Consider the following 18,741-nt stretch of genomic DNA (forward strand, 5'->3'; position numbering starts at 1 on the left):
TTGTTGGTCTCGAGCATCCTCGAAGAGCGAGAGCAAGATGATCTGGCGCCGCGCGGGGTGTCGTCCCGAGAGTTGCGCAACGCCGCAATGCTCCCGGCCTTTGACGATCTACCCCTCACCGTGGCACTCGAGCACCGAGGACTGAGTTCGCATCCGGTCGCAGATCCGAGCAGTATGCTGCGTTGTCTCAATATGAATGCGTTGGCCGAGCGTCTCGACATTGCGCTGTTTCCAGACGAACGTCCGGAGCGGTTCCTGGAGCGCATTCTGCCCAGGGACGCTCTGGTATTTTGGCCGGCAGATCGGTTCTAGTTGGTTGTTGGACAATCGTTGCGTCAGGGGGGCGAGTGCGAAAGCAAAAACGAATTGGGCTCGGGCGGCCGGGAGCCGCGGAACGAGTGAAGGTCTGGACCAGTCCCATTCATGGCCGCGGGTTGTTCGCGGCCAAACGCATCCGTCCGGGCGCTTATGTCGCGAGTTTTGAAGGGGTCTTCACGCGAAAGAACGGGATGCATGTGTTGTGGATCCTGGACGAGGATGACAACGAGGTGGGGATCGAAGGGCGCAACGCCTTGCGCTTTCTCAACCATTCGAGCGACCCCAACACTGAATTCATCGGCAATGAGCTTCACGCCCTGCGCAACATCCAGCTGGGCGCCGAACTCACGATCCACTACGGAGACGATTGGGAGCGCATCGAGTGAACGTGGAGCGAGGTCGCGCACCTTCGGTAGTCGAAGTGCGCGTGCCCGGTACAGGGCAGGGAGACGCCAAGCGGGATCACTCGCTGGTGCAGTTGATTTCGCTTCAACAGGTCTTCGACATCTATATTCCCGATGCAATTTTCGGCTTCGAAGCCGTTAAGCGATTTCTGGGGAAGTTGAGTGCGCTTTCCGAGGGCGCGACGCTCTATCAGGGAGTCGAAGGCGACTGGTACCACGAGACCGAACCCGTACGGGTGCTGCGCATGTCGATCACGACCGTGACACCAGACGGAACCGTGTTGTGGACCGAAGAAAGTATTCGCGAGGCGATTGCAAACCTGATCTGCGATCTGACCGCGGAACTTCGTGACAACCACGGACATTTCGAGGATGCGATTTTCTTCAATGATTGGCGAGCCAAAGGTACAGTGATCAAAGGAAGCGAATAGTATGGGTGCCATCGAACTCGCTGAACAGAATTTCCAATCTCACATCGCGCGCAATTCCTACCCGGGTCGCGGTCTGGTGGTCGGGAGATCGAGCGACGATCAGGCCTGGCTGCTGGTCTATTTCATCATGGGCCGCAGCGAACACAGTCGCAATCGGCGTTTCGTGGCGGAAGGTGAGGTGCTGCGGACCGAGGCGGTCGACATGAGTCTGGTCGAAGATCCGAGTCTGATCATCTATGAGGCGATGCTGGAGGGAGACGCGACCTATCTCGTCACCAACGGAGATCAGACCCGCACGATTTACGCTGCTTTGGCAAGGGGTGGAACCTTTGAATCAGCCCTTGCAACTCGCGAACGAGAACCCGATGCACCCAACTACACCCCGCGCATCAGTGCGATCGTCGATCTGCGTGAGCAAAGCGCCAGCGTGACCTTGAGCATCCTCAGGGCGGATGGGCTCGACCCCGATCAGACCGATCGCACGACGTTTCGCCCCGGGAACCCGTCGGCTGGCTTTGGCTGGTTGCTCACGACGTATCAAGGAGATGGATCTCCCCTGCCGAGTTTTACTGGGGACCCCCTGGCTGTTCCCTGCACGGGGTCGCCTGAAGAGATCCTTGAGTCCTATTGGAAGGCGCTAGACCCTGCGAACCGAATTTCCCTGGCGGTCAAATCCATTCCGTCGAGTGGCGGCGCGAGTTCGCTCATTATCAAGAATCGATTCTAGACTCGAAGCTGCCCGGTGGGTCTTCCCCCATCGGGCTCATTCAGACCGATCGGCAGGACGACTGACGATTCATACGCTTCGCAGCAGGGAGTGCGTGTTTGTCCGATCCACCTGAAACCGACGAAGCCGAGCCGAGCGTCTCGAAAATGTCGATCGGGACCGCGACACATTTTCGCTGGCTAAACGGCATCGTGAAGTCGGTGGTGGTGATGAATCTGCCCTTTGTCGGCCGCCGGGCTACTCCCATGGTTTGCGGCTTTACGTCTGCTGTGTGGATCGGGATACTGCACTGATGCGTCTGCGAATCGACATGGAGCGACCCGCTCCCCGAAGGCTCGAGCCAGCGGTCGCGGCCCTGCGCAAGGGTGGCGTAGTGATCATACCGACCGACACCGGCTATGCCTTCGGCTGCGCGCTCTCCAGCGCAAAGGGCATTGCCAAGCTTCGACAACTCAAGTCGATCGACGAACGCTCGCGCAAGCCTCTTTCGCTGATGGTCAACGAGCTGACGGATTTTGGGAAATACGGAATCATGGACAATCGCGTCTTTCGCATGGCGCGCCGCATCCTTCCGGGCCCCTACACCATCGTGCTAAAGGCCTCGGTGGACGTTCCTCGCGCGATGAAGAATCGCGACCACGAAATCGGATTGCGAATGCCGGACCATGCGGTGTGCCGAATGCTGGTCGAACTCACGGGAGAGCCTCTGCTGGTGGGATCGGTTACGTCCGCTGAGGAAACCCCCGAAATGGAAGACCCCGAAATACTGGAGCTTCGCCATCGCTCCGACGTCGAGTGCGTCGTCGACTGCGGCGCCCTATGGCCCGACCCTTCGACGGTCCTGCGCGCCGGTCGCGATGACATCGAAGTGGTGCGCGAAGGACAGGGTCCCATCCCCAATTGAGAATGGGTGTTGGTGACACAGTTAAGCGGCAAATCCAAATTATGTTGTTCTGAGGGGCTTTTCTTGGGGTAATACCTCGGTCTCGCCTTGATTAATACTCGCAAGCGGGCGCGGTGCTATTTGCCGTCCCCAACTCGCGGTTTACAGCGCTGTGGGGAATCGACGGTATCCGGGAAACTGCTTATACAGCGGCGATTTATCTAATAGGTTATGGGAAAACACCGGAGCATTTCATACGAGGAGCCCCGCACTGGTTCCCCGGGCATCCCCCCGGACTTTGGGGAGCGTAATTTCGGGGCTGCCCGGATTGTCGGCTGTTCGCAGGTGCACCGAGAGCGTTAATAGTCGCGCAGTCACCGATGCTTACGGACGGAATTTCCGTTTTAAATTTCACCGGTTAACACATTTTCGTGTCTCACGCGACCGCGTCCGCGAAACATATTCGCATCGAATTTGGCTTCGGCCTAATTCCCCGGCTTTTCGGGCAAACGCCCCATAGCTGTGCCGGTGGGCCGCCGTACTCTCCGTAATTCAAATGACCACGAAGCAACGTGGACCGGGGGAGACAAATGACGACAATCGTTGTAGCCGATGACCATAAAATTGTCCGAGAAGGGCTGGTAAAGCTGCTAGAAGCACGTAGCGATTTTACCGTAATTGGTGAGGCATCTGACGGAGAAGAGGCCGTGCAGATGGTTTTGGAAAAGCAGCCCGATGTCGTCATCATGGACATCTGGATGCCACGGCTTTCGGGGATCGATGCGACCCGCAGGATTGGGAAGCAGGGTTCCCAGGCAAAGATCCTCGTGCTTTCGATGCATGAAAGCCGGACCTATGTCGAAGAAGTGCTGCGGGCGGGAGCTTCGGGCTACATCGTGAAGAACTCGGCTTCATCCGATCTACTTCAGGCCATCGATGCGGTGCGAGGCGGCGCATCCTACCTCTCGCCGGCGATCACCCAGCAGGTTGTCGATGCAATCGCGCGCCCTGGAGATTCGTCACCCTCCGGCGTCGCCATGTTGACGGATCGTGAGCGAGAAGTGCTGCAGTTGATCGCCGAGGGTCTCTCGAGCAAAGAAATTGCCAACATGCTCGGGGTCTCGCTCAAGACGATCGATTCTCATCGCTCGAACTTGATGGAGAAGCTCGATATCCACAAAGTTTCGGGATTGGTGCGCTTTGCAATTCGCGCAGGATTGGTGGAGCCCTAACACCCCTTCCCAATATCCGCGAGATTCAGGCCCAAAGCGGCCGCGGTGCATTCACGCAATGCATCGCGGCCGTTCTCGTTCCCGATCCCCGACATAAATCATCTCGGTCTTGCTGGCAAGTAGACCGCACCGGAACCCGTAAGAATCACGAGTGCGAGAAAGTCGCGGCAACTTGCTTATTCAAGCCTTCACCTGATGAGTTGCCGACCACTTGCCATTCCAGCAACACGCAACTTTTCCAGTATTGCTAAAGCCCGCCGCAGTAATTGACGAAGCAATGGACGGTCCACGCGCAAGTCGCAGCAGGCGTGAGCAGAACTCAGGCGCGGTACCGATGGAATTTGATTGCGTACCTGAATACGACAACGGGGAGCCAACCGACATCCTTCGCCAGCGATCACGCCAATGCACCGAGTCGGCGCGTCAAGCCCCGCGAAACTCCTACGCCCCAAACTCATCGCGCCCTGGAGACCCAGCGATCATTTTGTGAAATCGTCGCGACACTGTCCGGACAGTTTGCGAATTTGCCGGCTGCCGATGCGGGTCAGGGTGTAGACGAGGCGTTGCGTTTGATTGCGCTGTCGCTCCCGGCCGACCGAGTCGCGTTGTATCTGCGAACCGCGGATGCGACTTCATTCGTCGAGATCGCGTGCTTTGGCCGGGCCGCGGGAGACTTCATGCGCGCTGGCGATCCGCATGCGCTGGCGGCGGAGGAGGGTATCGAAGGTTTTGGCCTCACCGACTACCCGTGGCTCGCTGGTCAACTCGGCAAGTCGGAATCGGTCTGCTGGCATTCGATCGATGATCTCCCCGATATCGCCAACGCAGAGCGTTCGTTTTTCCGGCGTCGGAGATTCGCGTCGCTACTGTTCGTTCCAATGATTTCCCACGGCGCGCTCGTGGGGTTTCTCAAGGTCGACAGCAACGAACTCTCCCGGCCGTGGTCCACCGATTCGCTCGCCCTCACCCGGGTGATGCTCGACATGGTTTCCGGCCTGCTCGAGCGCAAACGCAGCGAGCAGACCTTCGCCGACACCCAGGCGCGTCTGCAGACGACGCAACGCCTGGAAGTCGTCGGGCGGTTGGCGAGCGGAATCGCACACGACTTCAACAACTACCTCACGGCGATTCTCGGCTACGGCGAACTGTTGTCTCTCGAGATGGGTGAGGACGGACAGGGGCAGGACGAAATTCACGAAATTCGCCGCGCGGCGGACCGGGCGACTGCGCTAGTGGAACAAATTCTCGGATTCAGTAGAGCGAAGAGCCACGATCCCAAGTTGCTCGATCTCAACAGCGTTGTGGCCCTCCTGGCCAAGATAGTCAGTCGCATCGCGGGCGAACAAGTAGAGGTCGTCTACCAACTCGGAGTCGAGATTAGGGCGGTACGAGTCGATCCCGCGCGCTTCGATCAGGTGATCTTGAATCTGGTCGCAAACGCGCGAGACGCCATGGCCCCGGACGGAGGCTTGCTGACGATCGCGACCAACGAAGTCCAGGTCGACGGTACCTCCGAAGTTTCCCTCGATATCGGGCGCGCGAGTGAATCACTCAGTATTCATGCGCCAGCTGGATTGGTCTCGGGCAGCTATGTCGTATTGAGCGTGCTCGATACCGGAAGTGGCATGAGTGAAGACACCCGCAAGCGCCTGTTCGAACCCTTTTACACCACCAAGCGCGATGGCCGCGGGACGGGAATCGGTCTGTCCACCGTCGCGGGAATTGTCGAAGGCTGTGGCGGTTTGATCGTGGTGGAAAGCGAGATCGACAAGGGTTCAGCATTTCATTTATTTCTCCCGATCGCGAATGCCGACGCGACGTTGCAAGAGCCTGAAGTGAGCAATCGCGAGATCGCGTTGGCCCAGGGAGAGACGATCCTGCTCGTCGAACCCGAATGCGTGGTTCGCGGATTGTTTGAGCGGGTGTTGACCCGCTGGGGCTACGAGGTGCTTGCGGCCGAAGATGGGCCGGGTGCTCTGAAGATCTGCGCCACCCACCGAGGCCCCATCCACCTCGTGATGGCCGACCTCGCCATGCCACACCTTTGCGGCCGCGAAATCGCCGAACAGGTGGTCCATGCCCGCCCGTCGCTTCGCGTGCTCTTCACCTCTGGCTACTCCGAGCAGGCGCTGCAGGCCGAAGGCGCGTGGGACGCGTCGCTACCGGTGGTCGAGAAGCCGTTTGCCATGCATACCCTGGCTGCGAAGGTCCGTGAGGCTCTCGAGCGCGCATAGATCGGCGATCTCGCCCCTCAATTCTCCCACCGAATCAATACCCAGCCGGGGTCACTCAATGGACTGCTAACCCAGCAGCGTTCGGGTAACGTCTGGGCGTCTAGCCACTGTTCAGCTACTGCGGAGGTGCCCCCCTCATGACCGATTGGTTGCGCGATCTATTCCGAGATCGCCCCATTTGGATCAACGCCCTGATGGTCTTCAGCGCCTTCATGGCCTTCATCTACATGCCCTGGGATATTTTCTGGAAACCCGTTGCGGAAGACCAAGAGGTCTGGTTTGGCATCATGTTTACCGGTTGGTGGGCCAAGCTCTGGGCCTTTCCCCATTGGTTCGTGTACGCCGCGGCCACCCATGGCTTCCGCCGCCGCCGACCGTGGATCTGCACCTGGGGCGCCCTCTACACCGCACAGATATCGCTGGGGATGTTGGTCTGGAGCATCGGATATTATGGGTTTTCCTTGTCGGGCTGGTTCTTTGGAATTATCAGTGCGGCGCCCTTTGCGCTCTTGAGTGCGGCGCTGGCCGACGCGCGCGAGCACTTCAGCTTCGCGCACAAATCCATGCGTGCGCGTTACGGCGAGTGGGCCTTGATCACTGGAGCCTCGGCGGGCTTGGGTGTCGAGTTTGCCCGTGCGTTGGCGCGTGAAGGCATGTCATGTGTGCTCGCCGCACGGCGCAAAGATCGTCTCAACGATCTCGCGCAAGAACTCGAATCGCACCACCGGGTCGAAACCAGAGTCGTCGAAGTGGACCTCTCGACAGCCGATGGCCCAGATCACCTGGCGGCCGCCTGTGCCGACCTGGAGATTGGCGTGCTCGTCAACAATGCCGGACTCGGGTATGTAGGACGTTTTGACAAACAGAGCACCGACCGCTTGCGCGAGCTGGTGATGGTAAACTGCGCCGCGCCGCTGGTGCTGACCAGCAAGCTGCTGCCCGGTATGAAGGAGCGTGGGCGGGGGGCCGTGATCATTACCGGGTCGGTGGCGGGGCGGCAACCCATTCCCCTGCACGGCGTCTACAGCGCGACCAAGGCCTTTGAACAGCTACTCGGCGAATCTCTCTACGTTGAACTGCGCGAGGAGGGAATCGACGTGCTCGTGCTCGAGCCGGGCTCAACCGAAACCGAGTTCCATGAAATCGCCGGAGAAATTCCCCACTCGGGTCAGACGGCCCTCGAGGTGGTAGAAATTGCGATATCGGCAGTAGGGCGGCAGCCCACGGTAATTGCGGGCTGGTTCAACTGGGCGCGAGCCATGGTGCCACCGCGCATCCTGCCCCGCTCGCTGATCGCTTATGTCGCGCGGGATGTGATCAAGAACCGGACGCCGATTGAAAATCGCTGAGGCGGGTGTGGTTGCGGGGCTTTGGGGGTGAGGCTCGGGGGGCTTGCTGTACTGGGCATGTTGCCATTTGGGCGATGAGGGAAAGGGTGGTTTCGGGAGTGGTAGTTGTTGACGGATATAGCGGCGGCGCGGACAGGGGGTGAATGAAAGTTCGCAAGTTGTGGTTGTGTTTATTTTGTTTATCTGACGCATTAATAGGTTGATAAGGGCGATGATTCTGCTACATTAGAGGCATGGCAGTAATCAAGCAGCTCGAACTTTCTGACTATGTCTTGCAGAAGCGTATGACCTCTGGGCATGGCGGGCCGCGCAAAGGGGCTGGCGCTAAACGGGTTGGGCGGGGCCAGGTGCCTCATCGACAACGATCTAATTTTCATAAACTCACTCCCGCCCATGTGACGTTGCGTGTTGTAAAGGGACTCTCGAACCTTCGGCAACGATCACTCGTGATGGAAGTGCGGAAGACATTCGCCCAGGGGTGTGAGCGCGGTGACTTTCGGTTGGTTGAGTATTCCATCCAGCATAATCATCTTCACATGATCGTTGAGGCCGAGTCTCAGGATACTTTGTCCCGGGGTATGAAGTCGATTGCTGCTCGTTTTGCACTGGCTGTGAATCGTGTCTTTAAGCGAACCGGTAAGGTGATTGCAGGTCGCTATCACGTTCAGCTCCTCACGTCTCCCACGCAGGTGCGCAATGCGCTTCGTTATGTACTTCTTAATATTCGAAAGCACTTCAAACAGCGGAACGGGCATTCGCCGCCGGTGAAGATCGATGAAGCCTCTTCGGGCAGTCAGTTCGACGGGTGGCACGCAAGCTCTGAAAGCTTGCGAGTGAAGGCGGCCATCCAAGAAGATGTAGGAGTCGCCAAGGCGGTGGGCTGGCTCCTCAGCAAAGGCTGGCGCAGACGCGGCCTAATCGACCTCTCCGCAATACCTGGCTAAAAACTCTCCCCCACCCAGCGCTCTCGCCGACGCCCAGCCAGTCCGCACTACCAAACCGCCCTTTCCCTCATTGCCCAAATGGCAACATGCCCAGTAAAGCAGGGGCTCCCGAGGCTTAATCCCAAAGCCCCACAACAGGAAGACCAACAACGAACCCACTCGCTAAATATCATGCTGAATCTGGAGTCGCCCCTGCCTGGCGAACGTTCTCTGCGCGGGCGCCGCGGGGGCCTTCTTGGACTACGTATTCGACGGTGTCACCTTCGGACAGTCCGTCGTAGTCGGCGGCGTTGAGGCCTGAACGGTGGAAAAAGACTTCCTTGCCGTCGTCGCCTCGGATGAAACCGAAGCCTCGGTCGCGCACCATCTTCTTGATCTTGCCCTTGCACTTGGGACCACCGACGGCCTGGGTGGGCGCGGTTGTTCGCCTGCGTCCCTTGCCGCGGCCACCTTTGCGGGGACCCGAGCGAAAGCGGTCACTCGAAATGAATTCGTTGCGGAACAGATCGATGGGAACCGTCAGGTCCTCGAGCCCCTCCTGATTGGGGGAGAGCAGGACCTCTTCGTCGCTCACGTCGATCAGGCTGTAGCGAAGCCCCGTGTTGCGATGGGTAATGAGTAGACCTTCTTCAATTTCATCTAGTGAGAGCATCGCGGGAACCTTGAGTTTTCAGCGCTTCGTGGCCGCCAGTCCAACATCGCACCCGCGCCGCAACCTAAACGCAGCAGGTCGATGGGGGATGCAACAATGTGGGTCAGCCAGTTCGGAGACTCCGCGGCCTTGCTTGCAGCGGAGCGACGGGGCGCCGAACCATAGAAGATGATCCCGAAAGGGTCAATCGGCGGGCCGACAAATGGACTCTGGACCCGCCAATGGACGCTGTTGCAATGCCGCCCGGCGGGGAACCCAACGGGGCAGCGCTGGAGTTGGGAGGCCCTGCTTCGCTAGCCTAGAACGACCATGACTCCGGAATCCCTGAGCGTCCCCGGCTCTGACGGCCTTCAAATGCACCTGCTTCGATGGAGCGACGAGGGAGTTCCGGTCATGTTGGTCCACGGCTTTGGAAACGAATCTCACATTTGGGAAGACTTTGCCCCCGCGGTGGCTGAGGTCTACCAGGTCTACGCCATGGATCTTCGCGGACATGGCGACTCCGACTGGGACGCCGAAGCCCGCTACGACTACGAAAACCATCAGGCTGATCTCGAAGCCGTAATCACGAATCTGGGATTCGACCGCGTGGTTCTCGTGGGCCATTCCCTCGGTGGGCGGGTATGCATGCGGTATGCAGCAGCGAACCCAGATCAGATGGCGGGTTTCGTGATCGTAGATTCGGCCCCGGAACTCGACGCGAGAGGAACCACCAGGATTTCGCAAGACGTAGAGCGGCACCGCGACCCGAGCTTCGAAACCGTCCAGCAATACGAAAGCTATCTCTCTACTTCGTACCCGGCGGCCAACCCGAAATCGATCAAGCGAATGGCGCACTACGGACTCAAGCAGCGCGACGACGGCCGCTACATTTTGAAGATGGACAGCTCTTTTCGCGGCCTGGCGGCCGGACAGCTAGATTCGGAAGCATTGGCGAAGTACGAAGAAGCCACCACAAAGGCCCTCTGGGACGCCCTCGCGAAGATCGAGTGCCCCAGTCTGGTGGTGCGAGGCGCCGCCTCTGACATCATGAGTGCGGATGTGGCCGATCGCATGGTCGAAGACGTGATGTCGAACGCCAGCCTCGCGATCGTCCCCCAGGCGGGACACTCGGTAATGACGGACAACCCAGACGGATTCCGCGACTGCGTGTGTAAGTTCATGCTTGGCGAATAGCTGCGGGGCTTTCATTCCGCCGCAGGCGCTCAGTCAGTCGCGGACGGACGCCGGTGCTGCCTTCGCCCCCAAACCTGCTCTTCGCGGGTTTGCAGGTACGCGCTGCGCAGTACCGAATAGAAATCGACCGATGAGCGCTCGAGTGCCTCGAGTTCGTCCATGTGCTCTTCCAGTCTCACGACTCCCTCGCCGCCAGATCTGAACAACGCAGTCACTGGGAAGAACCATGTGGTCGGCTGCATCAACAGGTCGACAAACGAGCCCAGAGTGCCGCGCGCCGTGGAGGGTCCTGCGATTGGAATCATGAGATAGGGACCGCGGGGCATCCGGGCGAGCGCAAGGGTCTGATCGAAGTTCGAAACGTGCCGGGGCATGCCGATTTGCTTGGCGGGCTCGAACAAGCCCGCGATCCCAATGGTCGAATTGATCAGGAATGCGCCGGTGCTCACGCTGGCGTCCTTCCATTCGAGCTGGAGTACGTCGTTGATCACCACGACCGGGAAGTTGAGATTGTCGAATAAATTGCGAAGACCGCGTTTCACCGGCCCCGGGGTCACGTAGCCGAAAAAGCTGGCAATCGGCCCGAGAAAGTATCGATCCAGGCCCTGATTGAAGGTAAAAACGGCGCGATTGGGTTCTTCGTAGGGGTCCGAATAGCCGGCATCCGATTCGAGGTCGAAATCGTCGTCGAACAGCGGGTCGGGCTCGTCTTCGGCGAGAAACGGTTCCGTCGGAGGCTCGCTTTCGCCAATCGCCTCGACGACTTGGGAAGCACCGGGTAGGTCTTCCGCCACAGCCGCGGCCGCACTCATCCCGAGCATTGCCATGACTCCCATGACCACAAGGGCCTGGAGCAGTATGCGGACGTGCATCGGTTTCCCCCTCACCTCGCGGCGGCGAGCACTCTACCAGAGCACCTCGCTCTGCACCCCAACCACAGGAAGTCGCGAACAAAATGAATTACCCCTTGGGGCCCAGATCGCAATTCTCCTGTGCCGCGTGCTGTACGGCTGCGGTAAGCTGCCGTTCCCCCCAGTAACTTGGCGGTTTAGGCCTTACGTCGAGCATCCAGACCCTAACCGGGCGGATCCAATTTGAATGAAACGAATGCTGATTGCCGGAGTCTCAAGCAACTCATGATGCAATTCAGGTCACCAGTCGGGATACGACGCAGGGAAAACACGATGATTTGCCCCGCAACCGTCGATAATCAAGCCGATCTGGTGAATTCCCGGAGCTGGTTTCGTCCATAGGGACGGTTCGCCACTTCGCGGAGGAGGGTTCCGTGGACATTCTTGATAAGTGTGGTGAGTACACGCTGACCCGCGAGCTACGCGCCAACGATCTCTACGCATATTTTCGCAGCATATCTTCGCCTCAGGACCCGGTCGTCACGATCGATGGCGAAAAAATCATCATGCTGGGCTCGAACAACTACCTCGGGCTGACAAACCATCCCGAGATCAAGACCGCTGCGGCCAAGGCCGTGGCGAAATACGGCACGGGTTGCGCCGGTTCACGCCTGTTGAACGGCACCCTCGACATTCATGTCGAACTCGAGGAAGCCATTGCCGAATTCATGAACGCGGACGCTGTTCTGACGTTTTCCACGGGCTACCAGGTCAATCTCGGGGTGATCTCCTGTCTGCTCGGTCGACACGACATCGCATTCCTCGACTGTCTGGACCACGCTTCGATTATCGACGGCGTCCGTCTGGGCTTTGGCAAGAGCCTCAAGTTCAAGCACAACGACATGGACGACCTCGAGGGCAAACTCAAGCGCTCTGACGAGACAAAAGGCAGGATGATCATCGTAGACGGTGTCTTCTCCATGGAGGGAGACCTCTGTGACCTGCCTGGTCTGGTCAAATTGAAGAACCGCTACAACACCCGCCTGATGGTCGACGATGCCCATGGACTCGGGGTGTTTGGGGAAAACGGTCGAGGTACCGCTGAACACTTTGGGCTCGAACACGAAGTCGATCTCACGATGGGGACTTTTTCGAAATCCTTGGCCACGGTTGGCGGCTTCATCTCTGGCCCGAAGCAGGTGATCGAGTTCATCAAGCACCATGCCCGTTCTCAAATCTTTTCCGCCGCCACGCCACCGCCGATGGCTGCAGCCGTAATCGCTTCCCTCGGAGTCATGAAGCGCGAGCCCGAGCGTCGCAAGCAGCTCTGGGAGAACACGAAATACATGATGCGGGAGCTCAAGAACCTTGGCTTCGATACCGGCGATTCGGACTCACCAGTGATTCCGCTCGTCATTGGAGACGAGATCTCGGCATTTACGATGGTCAAACGCCTCCAACAAGAAGGAGTGTTCGCCAACGCCATCGTCCCCCCCGCAGTTCCACAGGGCCAGGCGATGATCCGGACCTCCTACATGGCTACCCACACCCGCGAGCACCTCGATCAGGCCCTCACCGCCCTGGCGAAGGTGGGCCGGGAGCTCGACGTCATCTAGAGCTAGTGATTCTTGTCGGCTAGAAACAGTTCGCGGAGTTTCCGCTCGCCCGCCCATTGATTCACGAACTGGCGGGCTGTGCGACCCGATCTGGATCCCCGTCGCAACGCGAAACGAAGCGCTTCTGCCTGCACCTCGTCCGAGAGCGGGCCACAACCTTCTTTTTTGAGGTACTGCTCGACGATCGCGAGGTAGGTCGGCTGATCGAAGCAGTAGAACCCGAGGGTCAGGCCAAAGCGATCGGCCAGGGCGAGCTTCTCTTCGAGGACTTCGCCGAGATGGAGTTCGTTATCGGCGTCGAGTTCGGCCTGGCGATTGTCGGCCATCGACTGCGATACCAACTGCCTCCGATTGCTGGTCACAACAAGGCACACGTTTTCTGGGGGTCCCGCGAAGCTTCCGTCGAGCACCGCCTTCATTTCCCGATAACCCGCCTCGCCCCCACCAAACGAAAGATCGTCGCAGAAGATCAGAAAGCGAAAATCCTGACCGCCGCTGCGGATGGCATCCAGCACCCTGGGTAGGTGAACCAACTCGTCCTTTTCGACTTCAATCAGGCGCAATCCCCCGTCGCCAAAGCGTTTGAGGACTCCGCGCACCGCGGATGACTTGCCCGTTCCGCGGTCGCCGTACAACAGCACGTGGTTGAAGGGCAGGCCGCGCAGGAATTGTTCGATGTTGCGGACAAAGGATTCGATCGCCCGATCGACTCCGTAGAGATCGTTGAGGTCAAAGCTGGCTGGCTTTTCGATCGCAACCAATTGGCCGAGTCCCCGCCCACGCCCGGGGTCCCAGCGAAAAGCGCGACGGGTTTCGAAGAGGCTGGCGTCGGGATTCTCGTCGACCAGATCGCCGAGCAGGCGTTCGCCGAGTTCGAGCACGCGTTCGAGACGTTCCCTGAGTCGATCCGGTAGCTTCATGATCGGTCCATTTTAGAAGAGTGCGGAAGGCCGTGCAGCGCGGCTGGCCATCCCCCGCAGTCGGGCACTACTCAGAGGAACTCGCGTAAGCCTCTTCGGGGTCGGGAATGCCATGTTCGAAAAGTGGGCTGCCAATGATTTCAAAGAAGCTCTCTAGAAAACGATAGGTTAGCCCCCAGACAACCAAATCTTCGCGAACACCTATGCTGATGCCCGGAAACACGAGGTTGTGCTCTCCGTACTGCATGGGGTAGCGAACGTGATTGTCCGGGTGCACGAGGTGATCGAGCGGGACCCAGAATGCATTGGCAACTTCATCCCGGGCGATCTCGAGTCGCCCCGGGTCCGCCAGATGGTACACATAGGCGGAAACGACAATCTTGTCGGTCGCGCCAGTGCGGCCCCCCAGATCGTCGAGGCGCCCGATGTACAGGGCGTCCGCGAGAGCGATCCCCACCTCTTCGAGGGCTTCACGCTCGGCGGTCTTCTGCAGCGATGGATCCCCGGGCTCCGCTCGTCCACCCGGAAAGGCCATATGTCCCGACCATGGGTCTCCCGGGCGGGTGGCCCGTTCGATCAGCAGCATCTCGGGCCCGCCGCGCCCGGAGCTAGACCCGCCCTCACGCAGCAGGATCGTCACGCCCGCCAGTCCCATCCCGTCGGTGGGACGCAGCTGCGGCGTGTGGCTGGCGAGACGATGGCGGATATGGTCGAGGTCGATCACGGTTCCGTACCATAGGCAATCCGCGCCAGTTGCAGCGAACATCGCGCGACTTCGAAGGAAAATCGAGCTAGGTTGCCGCCGATGGTCGATTCTCTCGAAACCCGCCCAGACTACAAGCGGGTCCTGACCCTGGCCCGCAGCGACAAGCGCGCGGCCGAGTCGATGCTCGTGGGACTTTCGCTCGACGACCAGGTGGCACTGTTCTGCGAGACTCCATTGGCCCGCCGGGCAACGATGCTCGAGCTTTTTGACAAGCCCGAGGCCGTGATCCCCCTCATTCCCGAGGCTGAGCTGTGTTTCACGGTCAAGGCCGTGGGTCTGATGGACGGCAGCTGGATCCTCGAGCACGCGACTACCACGCAACTGGTTGCATGTGCGGACCTCGACGCCTGGAGTGGAATCATCCCCAACTCGGAGAAGCTCGGTTCGTGGCTCGAAATCATGGCCGAAGCGGGGGAAGAAACGCTGCTCCGGGGGGGCCAGTCCATCGACGCCGAACTTTGGGTGCTGTTTCTGCGCGCCCGGATTTGGGTCGAACTCAAGCCCAACGACGATGAAAGCTGGCAGGTGCCGGAGGGGGGCCAGACACTCGATGGCCAGTTCTATTTCATTGCCAAAGATAACAAGGACGACGTTGCGGCAATCGGGCGGCTTCTCCAGACACTGTTTACCAGGGACTATTGGCTGTATTTCCGGGTACTACAGGGCGTGATTTGGGAAATGGACAGCGATCTCGAAGAATGGGCGATCCGCTGGCGCACCGGCCGACTCGAGGATCTCGGTTTTCCCTCTTGGGACGAGTCGATGCGAATTTACGGTTTCCTTCGACCCGACCAACGGGCGGACATCCCACTTCAGGACATCGGCCTGGGCGGCATTGACTGGAATCTACCGGTTTGGATGCCTCAGCTTCCCGCCACCCGCGACGCACAGCACGCAGTATTTCGAGCGGCCGCCGAACTCGATGCCAGTGAAAGGCGTTCGTTCTTTTTCGGTTTCATCTCGCTCGCAAACAAGGTTGCGATGGCCGACGGCCTGCCCCTGGGCGATATCGAAACCCTCCCCAAGGCGGTCGAGAAGGTGGCCGTACTCGCCAGCCTGGGCCTCGAGTTCCTTTCGAGTGAACATCAACTCGATCTGGCCTCGGTGGTGAGACGCACGCCGCTCGAACGCTTGTTCCGGGTCGGTGCCAACCTCGACCGAACCATCGCCGATCACGACCGGTTGAGTTACGCGGAACAACTCGACCGCTCTCTCGAAGAGTCGGAAGAAGAGTCGGAAGAAGATTTATAAGCTGAGTTATTTCAGTGACTTACGGGGTTCTTCGGAGCAGAATCGCCGCGACACATGAGACGCCCGTGGCGCATGAGACGCCCGTGGCGCATGAAATGGGGGAGGGCCCATCAGCTATCGAAGCCGATGGGCCCTCTGCGGTCTACCGCAATGAGTTTGGCGCCCGGAAGCGACCAGGGTCACGCGGATCCCTTTTGCGACCTGACTAGCAGTGAATCAAGTGATCTTAAAGATCGACAGCCTTCAAGGTCTTGCGCTTGTTGCCGATCGCACGCGCCTCTGCACCCTTGATCAAGCCGCGAACCACTTCGTCGAGTGCCGGGTAGAACTCGGCGCCAACGTTACACTTCTTGACCGCACCCTTGGTGCGAGACTTCGAAATGATCAGATCGCCCTTCTTGCCCTTCTTGGCCTTCTTCTTCTTTGCTGCCATGATGAACTGGTGCCTCCCTTAATTCCGCCGCGCCCGCCACCGCGAAATCCACGGATGGACGCATAGCGGGTACCCCCCTGTAGGTTCGGTCCCCATTGCCTTGCTTTTCTACCTCTGCAGTCCCGTTTTCCTACAGTCTTGATTTCTCGCTTTCGTTCCGTTCTTTCGTTCCGTTCTTTCGTTCCGTTCTTTCGTTCCTTCGTTCCTTCGTTCCTTCGTGTTTCCCCGAACCTTGCTTGGGTCGCGCTTACGCAACACATGAGCAAAAACGCGAGGAAACACCCTTCAACGCGGCGATTTTACGCTCTTCCACTAGGTAGTCAAACAAAAAAAGCTCCAAACGGGCTGAAAAGCTCGAATTCGGCACTTTTCTGAAACTTCTCCGCTTCGGCATTTACGGATCTGCTTCCAAAGGGGTGTTTTGAGCGCGAATTCGAGCGATTTTCTAAACCCTCGCGGAAGGCCGCAACAAGGCTCATACCCTTGCAATCCCATTCGCTTGAGTGACACCGGATCGAGAGATACGCTCCCGTCCGCCTTGGAAGCTCAATCGACAACGTTCACTCCGCAAGGGTTCCGCTCTCCCAAGCTGCATTTCTTGGCCTGGGGCGACGAGCGCAACCCAACGCTCATCCTTCTGCATGGCGGCGGTTCGAACGCGCATTGGTGGGACCACATCGCTCCCCATCTTGCAGACTGGTTCTATGTGGTTGCGCTGGACTTCCGGGGACACGGAATTTCGGAGTATCCCGACGATATCGCAGCCGGGGCGTTCAACGACGATCTCGAACGCTTGATCGAGTATCTGGGCAGCGACAAAGTGGTTCTGCTGGGTCATTCGATGGGCAGCCACGTGGCGTTGGACCACGCGTCGCGTCATCCAGCGACCCGCGGACTGGTGCTCATTGACATTTCGCTCGGCATGACACGTTCTGCACGTCGGCGCAGTCGCCTCGCCCTGCGCATGCGCGGCAGCTACGCGAACCGTGAAGACGCGATCGGACGCTTCCAGTTCGTTCCCGAAGCCGCGCATGTGGAAGAAACGCTGCGTCTTCATATCGCGCGTCATTCGGTGCGCGAAGAGTCAGATGGTCGCTTCAGCTATCGCTTCGACCCGCGCTGGTTCAGCCTCGCCGCCCGCCCTGCCCCCAATCCTGCAAAGATCTTGTGTCCGACACTGATTGTGCGCGGCTCGCAAAGCACGATCTTGACTGAAGAGGGGGCCCGGGGACTCGCTGCCGAGATCTCCAATGCCCGTTGCGCGGTGATCCAGGAGGCCGGCCATCACGTCCACATCGATCGGCCCGAAGCAACGCTCGCAGCAATTCGAGAGTTCCTTTCAGAGTTCAATCACTAGCTTCGACAATCCATGCACGCTTTCTGCACGAATTTCGCGCTCCCGTGAATCGCAACGACCTGCGACTTGCTCAGGGGTTCGCCCGATCCAGTCAGCACACGTTTTCTCCGATAAAGACAAGTGAACAACAGACACCCCGGCGAGCGTTCTGCGACACGTCGTAGTTCAGCGCCTGGGTGCCGATCGCGAGTATCAACGAAATGAATGACGCCCTCTCGATCGCACGATCGGGCATGCAATCCGCTCAGGTCCGGCTGCGCAACTCAGCTCACAACGTCGCCAACGTTTTGACCCCGGACTTCAAAAACCACCGCACGGTGCAGGTATCGCAGGAAGGCGGGGGTAGCCGCGCCTCGACGATCATCGACCGGGAGCCTCGGGAGGTCTCGCTAGCAAGCGAGTTCGTTGAACAAAGTCTCGCTTCGTTTCAGTACAAGGCGTCGGTCCGTGTCCTGCAGACCAACCTCGATCTGAAGGGCAGCCTGTTGGATGCCTTCGCCTAGGAGTCTTCTGCCGCGCAGACTCCTAGCAGCCCACTGAGCGCCCCGATGGCCGACTGACGATCACGGTGTCGACCTGATCTGTGGGTTTAAGCCGTCTAGCTAGTAACCTCTACACCGATGGGGATTTCCACCGAAGTGGACTGGCCTTGATTTTCGACGTGGAAGACGCATCCTAAAAGTGTGCCTAACGAAGGGCCCATTGTTTGATTACAATTGTCATGTCGTCAGCGATATCTGCCAGGCCTGGGCGCGTATGGCGCGCGCTGACCGACCCCACTGAGTGCATCGCGTGGGACGACTATCGCCTCTCGGCCCTCGATTCCATCGAGGCGTACCCCAAGGCCGGCGAGATGATGCGCTGGCGCTACCAGATGGGCTCAATCCCGATCATCATGAAGGAAGTGCCGATCGAGATCGTCCCGGGGCGCAAATTCCAATCAAAAATCTCAATCGGAATGATCCGCTTCGAGCAGACCTTCACCCTGGCGCTCGAGCAAGATCCGGCCTCGCCGGAATCCGGGGCGAAGACGCTGCTCGGCATGAAGGTCGTCGCGTCAAATTCGGCGCCGGTACTGGGGGCGGTGGTCGACCGCTTCGAAGTCAGGCGCATCACCATCGACCGCGTCGACGCAACCCTGCGCGCGATTACGAAGTGGTGCGAGAACGGCGCCTAGGAGTCTGCGCGTCAGAAAGC

General features: G+C 59.1%; 21 protein-coding genes. 16 read left to right on the plus strand and 5 right to left on the minus strand.

What is annotated here, in order from left to right; genetic code table 11:
- From IH881_13170 to IH881_13215, 10 genes are all read left to right on the plus strand, one after another.
- The coding region (locus IH881_13170) for a hypothetical protein (protein MCH7868638.1) at window positions 1-312 on the plus strand (312 nt) is incomplete at its 5' end.
- Window positions 313-365: 53 nt separating this feature from the next.
- Entirely contained in the window at window positions 366-704 is a 339-nt protein-coding gene (locus IH881_13175) for an SET domain-containing protein-lysine N-methyltransferase (GenBank protein MCH7868639.1), read from the plus strand.
- Complete coding sequence (locus IH881_13180; GenBank protein ID MCH7868640.1) at window positions 701-1,153, plus strand: hypothetical protein; 453 nt, start codon at window positions 701-703, stop codon at window positions 1,151-1,153. Before IH881_13175 ends, IH881_13180 begins: the two co-directional genes overlap by 4 nt.
- A 1-nt stretch (window position 1,154) precedes the next feature.
- Window positions 1,155-1,880: an inosine monophosphate cyclohydrolase gene (locus IH881_13185; protein ID MCH7868641.1), complete on the plus strand. Its 726-nt coding sequence runs from the start codon at window positions 1,155-1,157 to the stop codon at window positions 1,878-1,880.
- Window positions 1,881-1,978: 98 nt separating this feature from the next.
- On the plus strand, window positions 1,979-2,173 hold the full coding sequence (locus IH881_13190) for a hypothetical protein (protein ID MCH7868642.1): 195 nt from the start codon (window positions 1,979-1,981) through the stop codon (window positions 2,171-2,173).
- Window positions 2,173-2,784, plus strand: a complete 612-nt coding sequence (locus IH881_13195) for a threonylcarbamoyl-AMP synthase (GenBank protein MCH7868643.1) — start codon at window positions 2,173-2,175, stop codon at window positions 2,782-2,784. The genes IH881_13190 and IH881_13195 overlap by 1 nt, the downstream gene beginning before the upstream one ends.
- Window positions 2,785-3,353: 569 nt before the next feature.
- The gene (locus IH881_13200; GenBank protein MCH7868644.1) at window positions 3,354-3,995 is read left to right on the plus strand and encodes a response regulator transcription factor; all 642 of its coding nucleotides are present in this window, start codon (window positions 3,354-3,356) and stop codon (window positions 3,993-3,995) included.
- A 308-nt stretch (window positions 3,996-4,303) separates the two neighbouring features.
- On the plus strand, window positions 4,304-6,229 hold the full coding sequence (locus IH881_13205) for a response regulator (protein ID MCH7868645.1): 1,926 nt from the start codon (window positions 4,304-4,306) through the stop codon (window positions 6,227-6,229).
- A 137-nt stretch (window positions 6,230-6,366) separates the two neighbouring features.
- Window positions 6,367-7,578, plus strand: a complete 1,212-nt coding sequence (locus tag IH881_13210; GenBank protein ID MCH7868646.1) for an SDR family NAD(P)-dependent oxidoreductase — start codon at window positions 6,367-6,369, stop codon at window positions 7,576-7,578.
- 233 nt (window positions 7,579-7,811) lie between these two features.
- Entirely contained in the window at window positions 7,812-8,522 is a 711-nt protein-coding gene (locus IH881_13215) for a transposase (protein MCH7868647.1), read from the plus strand.
- Between the two features lie 169 nt (window positions 8,523-8,691).
- Here IH881_13215 and IH881_13220 read toward each other — a convergent pair whose 3' ends face one another.
- Window positions 8,692-9,174 carry a cold shock domain-containing protein gene (locus IH881_13220; GenBank protein MCH7868648.1) on the minus strand — a complete coding sequence of 161 codons (483 nt, stop codon included), beginning with the start codon at window positions 9,172-9,174 and terminating at the stop codon, window positions 8,692-8,694.
- A gap of 309 nt (window positions 9,175-9,483) precedes the next feature.
- Here IH881_13220 and IH881_13225 point away from each other — a divergent pair, with 309 nt between their 5' ends.
- The gene (locus IH881_13225; GenBank protein ID MCH7868649.1) at window positions 9,484-10,350 is read left to right on the plus strand and encodes an alpha/beta hydrolase; all 867 of its coding nucleotides are present in this window, start codon (window positions 9,484-9,486) and stop codon (window positions 10,348-10,350) included.
- A gap of 29 nt (window positions 10,351-10,379) precedes the next feature.
- Here the strand turns inward: IH881_13225 and IH881_13230 are convergent, their stop codons facing one another.
- On the minus strand, window positions 10,380-11,222 hold the full coding sequence (locus IH881_13230) for a VacJ family lipoprotein (GenBank protein ID MCH7868650.1): 843 nt from the start codon (window positions 11,220-11,222) through the stop codon (window positions 10,380-10,382).
- A 413-nt stretch (window positions 11,223-11,635) separates the two neighbouring features.
- Here IH881_13230 and IH881_13235 point away from each other — a divergent pair, with 413 nt between their 5' ends.
- The gene (locus tag IH881_13235) at window positions 11,636-12,817 is read left to right on the plus strand and encodes a pyridoxal phosphate-dependent aminotransferase family protein (protein ID MCH7868651.1); all 1,182 of its coding nucleotides are present in this window, start codon (window positions 11,636-11,638) and stop codon (window positions 12,815-12,817) included.
- Window positions 12,818-12,819: 2 nt separating this feature from the next.
- Here the strand turns inward: IH881_13235 and IH881_13240 are convergent, their stop codons facing one another.
- Complete coding sequence (locus tag IH881_13240; GenBank protein MCH7868652.1) at window positions 12,820-13,737, minus strand: ATP-binding protein; 918 nt, start codon at window positions 13,735-13,737, stop codon at window positions 12,820-12,822.
- A gap of 67 nt (window positions 13,738-13,804) precedes the next feature.
- Complete coding sequence (locus tag IH881_13245) at window positions 13,805-14,503, minus strand: CoA pyrophosphatase (protein MCH7868653.1); 699 nt, start codon at window positions 14,501-14,503, stop codon at window positions 13,805-13,807.
- A 39-nt stretch (window positions 14,504-14,542) separates the two neighbouring features.
- Between IH881_13245 and IH881_13250 the strand changes: the two genes are divergently transcribed.
- Window positions 14,543-15,754 (plus strand): hypothetical protein, encoded by a 1,212-nt coding sequence (locus IH881_13250; GenBank protein ID MCH7868654.1) that lies wholly within the window; start codon window positions 14,543-14,545, stop codon window positions 15,752-15,754.
- A gap of 226 nt (window positions 15,755-15,980) precedes the next feature.
- On the opposite strand, the gene IH881_13255 is transcribed toward IH881_13250, so the two are convergent.
- Window positions 15,981-16,142 (minus strand): DUF1931 domain-containing protein, encoded by a 162-nt coding sequence (locus tag IH881_13255; protein ID MCH7868655.1) that lies wholly within the window; start codon window positions 16,140-16,142, stop codon window positions 15,981-15,983.
- Between the two features lie 643 nt (window positions 16,143-16,785).
- On the opposite strand from IH881_13255, the gene IH881_13260 reads away from it, so the two are divergent.
- The 3 genes from IH881_13260 to IH881_13270 all read left to right on the plus strand — a co-directional run bounded on the left by IH881_13260 (window position 16,786) and on the right by IH881_13270 (window position 18,721).
- Window positions 16,786-17,544, plus strand: coding sequence for an alpha/beta hydrolase (locus IH881_13260; protein MCH7868656.1), 759 nt, complete (start codon window positions 16,786-16,788; stop codon window positions 17,542-17,544).
- Between the two features lie 200 nt (window positions 17,545-17,744).
- Window positions 17,745-18,047 carry a flagellar basal body rod protein gene (locus tag IH881_13265; GenBank protein MCH7868657.1) on the plus strand — a complete coding sequence of 101 codons (303 nt, stop codon included), beginning with the start codon at window positions 17,745-17,747 and terminating at the stop codon, window positions 18,045-18,047.
- Window positions 18,048-18,265: 218 nt separating this feature from the next.
- Window positions 18,266-18,721, plus strand: coding sequence for a hypothetical protein (locus IH881_13270; GenBank protein MCH7868658.1), 456 nt, complete (start codon window positions 18,266-18,268; stop codon window positions 18,719-18,721).
- Window positions 18,722-18,741 lie beyond the last annotated feature (20 nt).

The sequence above is a fragment of the Myxococcales bacterium genome, assembly GCA_022563535.1.
In the GTDB taxonomy this organism is placed as follows: Bacteria; Myxococcota_A; UBA9160; order UBA9160; family UBA4427; genus DUBZ01.

Excerpts from the sequence above, each read along its gene's own strand:
- IH881_13185 (MCH7868641.1), top strand. The coding sequence starts at position 1,155 with ATGGGTGCCATCGAACTCGCTGAACAGAATTTCCAATCTCACATCGCG.
- IH881_13195 (MCH7868643.1), top strand. The coding sequence starts at position 2,173 with ATGCGTCTGCGAATCGACATGGAGCGACCCGCTCCCCGAAGGCTCGAG.
- IH881_13200 (MCH7868644.1), top strand. The coding sequence starts at position 3,354 with ATGACGACAATCGTTGTAGCCGATGACCATAAAATTGTCCGAGAAGGG.
- IH881_13210 (MCH7868646.1), top strand. The coding sequence starts at position 6,367 with ATGACCGATTGGTTGCGCGATCTATTCCGAGATCGCCCCATTTGGATC.
- IH881_13215 (MCH7868647.1), top strand. The coding sequence starts at position 7,812 with ATGGCAGTAATCAAGCAGCTCGAACTTTCTGACTATGTCTTGCAGAAG.
- IH881_13220 (MCH7868648.1), bottom strand. The coding sequence starts at position 9,174 with ATGCTCTCACTAGATGAAATTGAAGAAGGTCTACTCATTACCCATCGC.
- IH881_13225 (MCH7868649.1), top strand. The coding sequence starts at position 9,484 with ATGACTCCGGAATCCCTGAGCGTCCCCGGCTCTGACGGCCTTCAAATG.
- IH881_13230 (MCH7868650.1), bottom strand. The coding sequence starts at position 11,222 with ATGCACGTCCGCATACTGCTCCAGGCCCTTGTGGTCATGGGAGTCATG.
- IH881_13240 (MCH7868652.1), bottom strand. The coding sequence starts at position 13,737 with ATGAAGCTACCGGATCGACTCAGGGAACGTCTCGAACGCGTGCTCGAA.
- IH881_13245 (MCH7868653.1), bottom strand. The coding sequence starts at position 14,503 with ATGTTCGCTGCAACTGGCGCGGATTGCCTATGGTACGGAACCGTGATC.
- IH881_13250 (MCH7868654.1), top strand. The coding sequence starts at position 14,543 with ATGGTCGATTCTCTCGAAACCCGCCCAGACTACAAGCGGGTCCTGACC.
- IH881_13265 (MCH7868657.1), top strand. The coding sequence starts at position 17,745 with ATGAATGACGCCCTCTCGATCGCACGATCGGGCATGCAATCCGCTCAG.
- IH881_13270 (MCH7868658.1), top strand. The coding sequence starts at position 18,266 with ATGTCGTCAGCGATATCTGCCAGGCCTGGGCGCGTATGGCGCGCGCTG.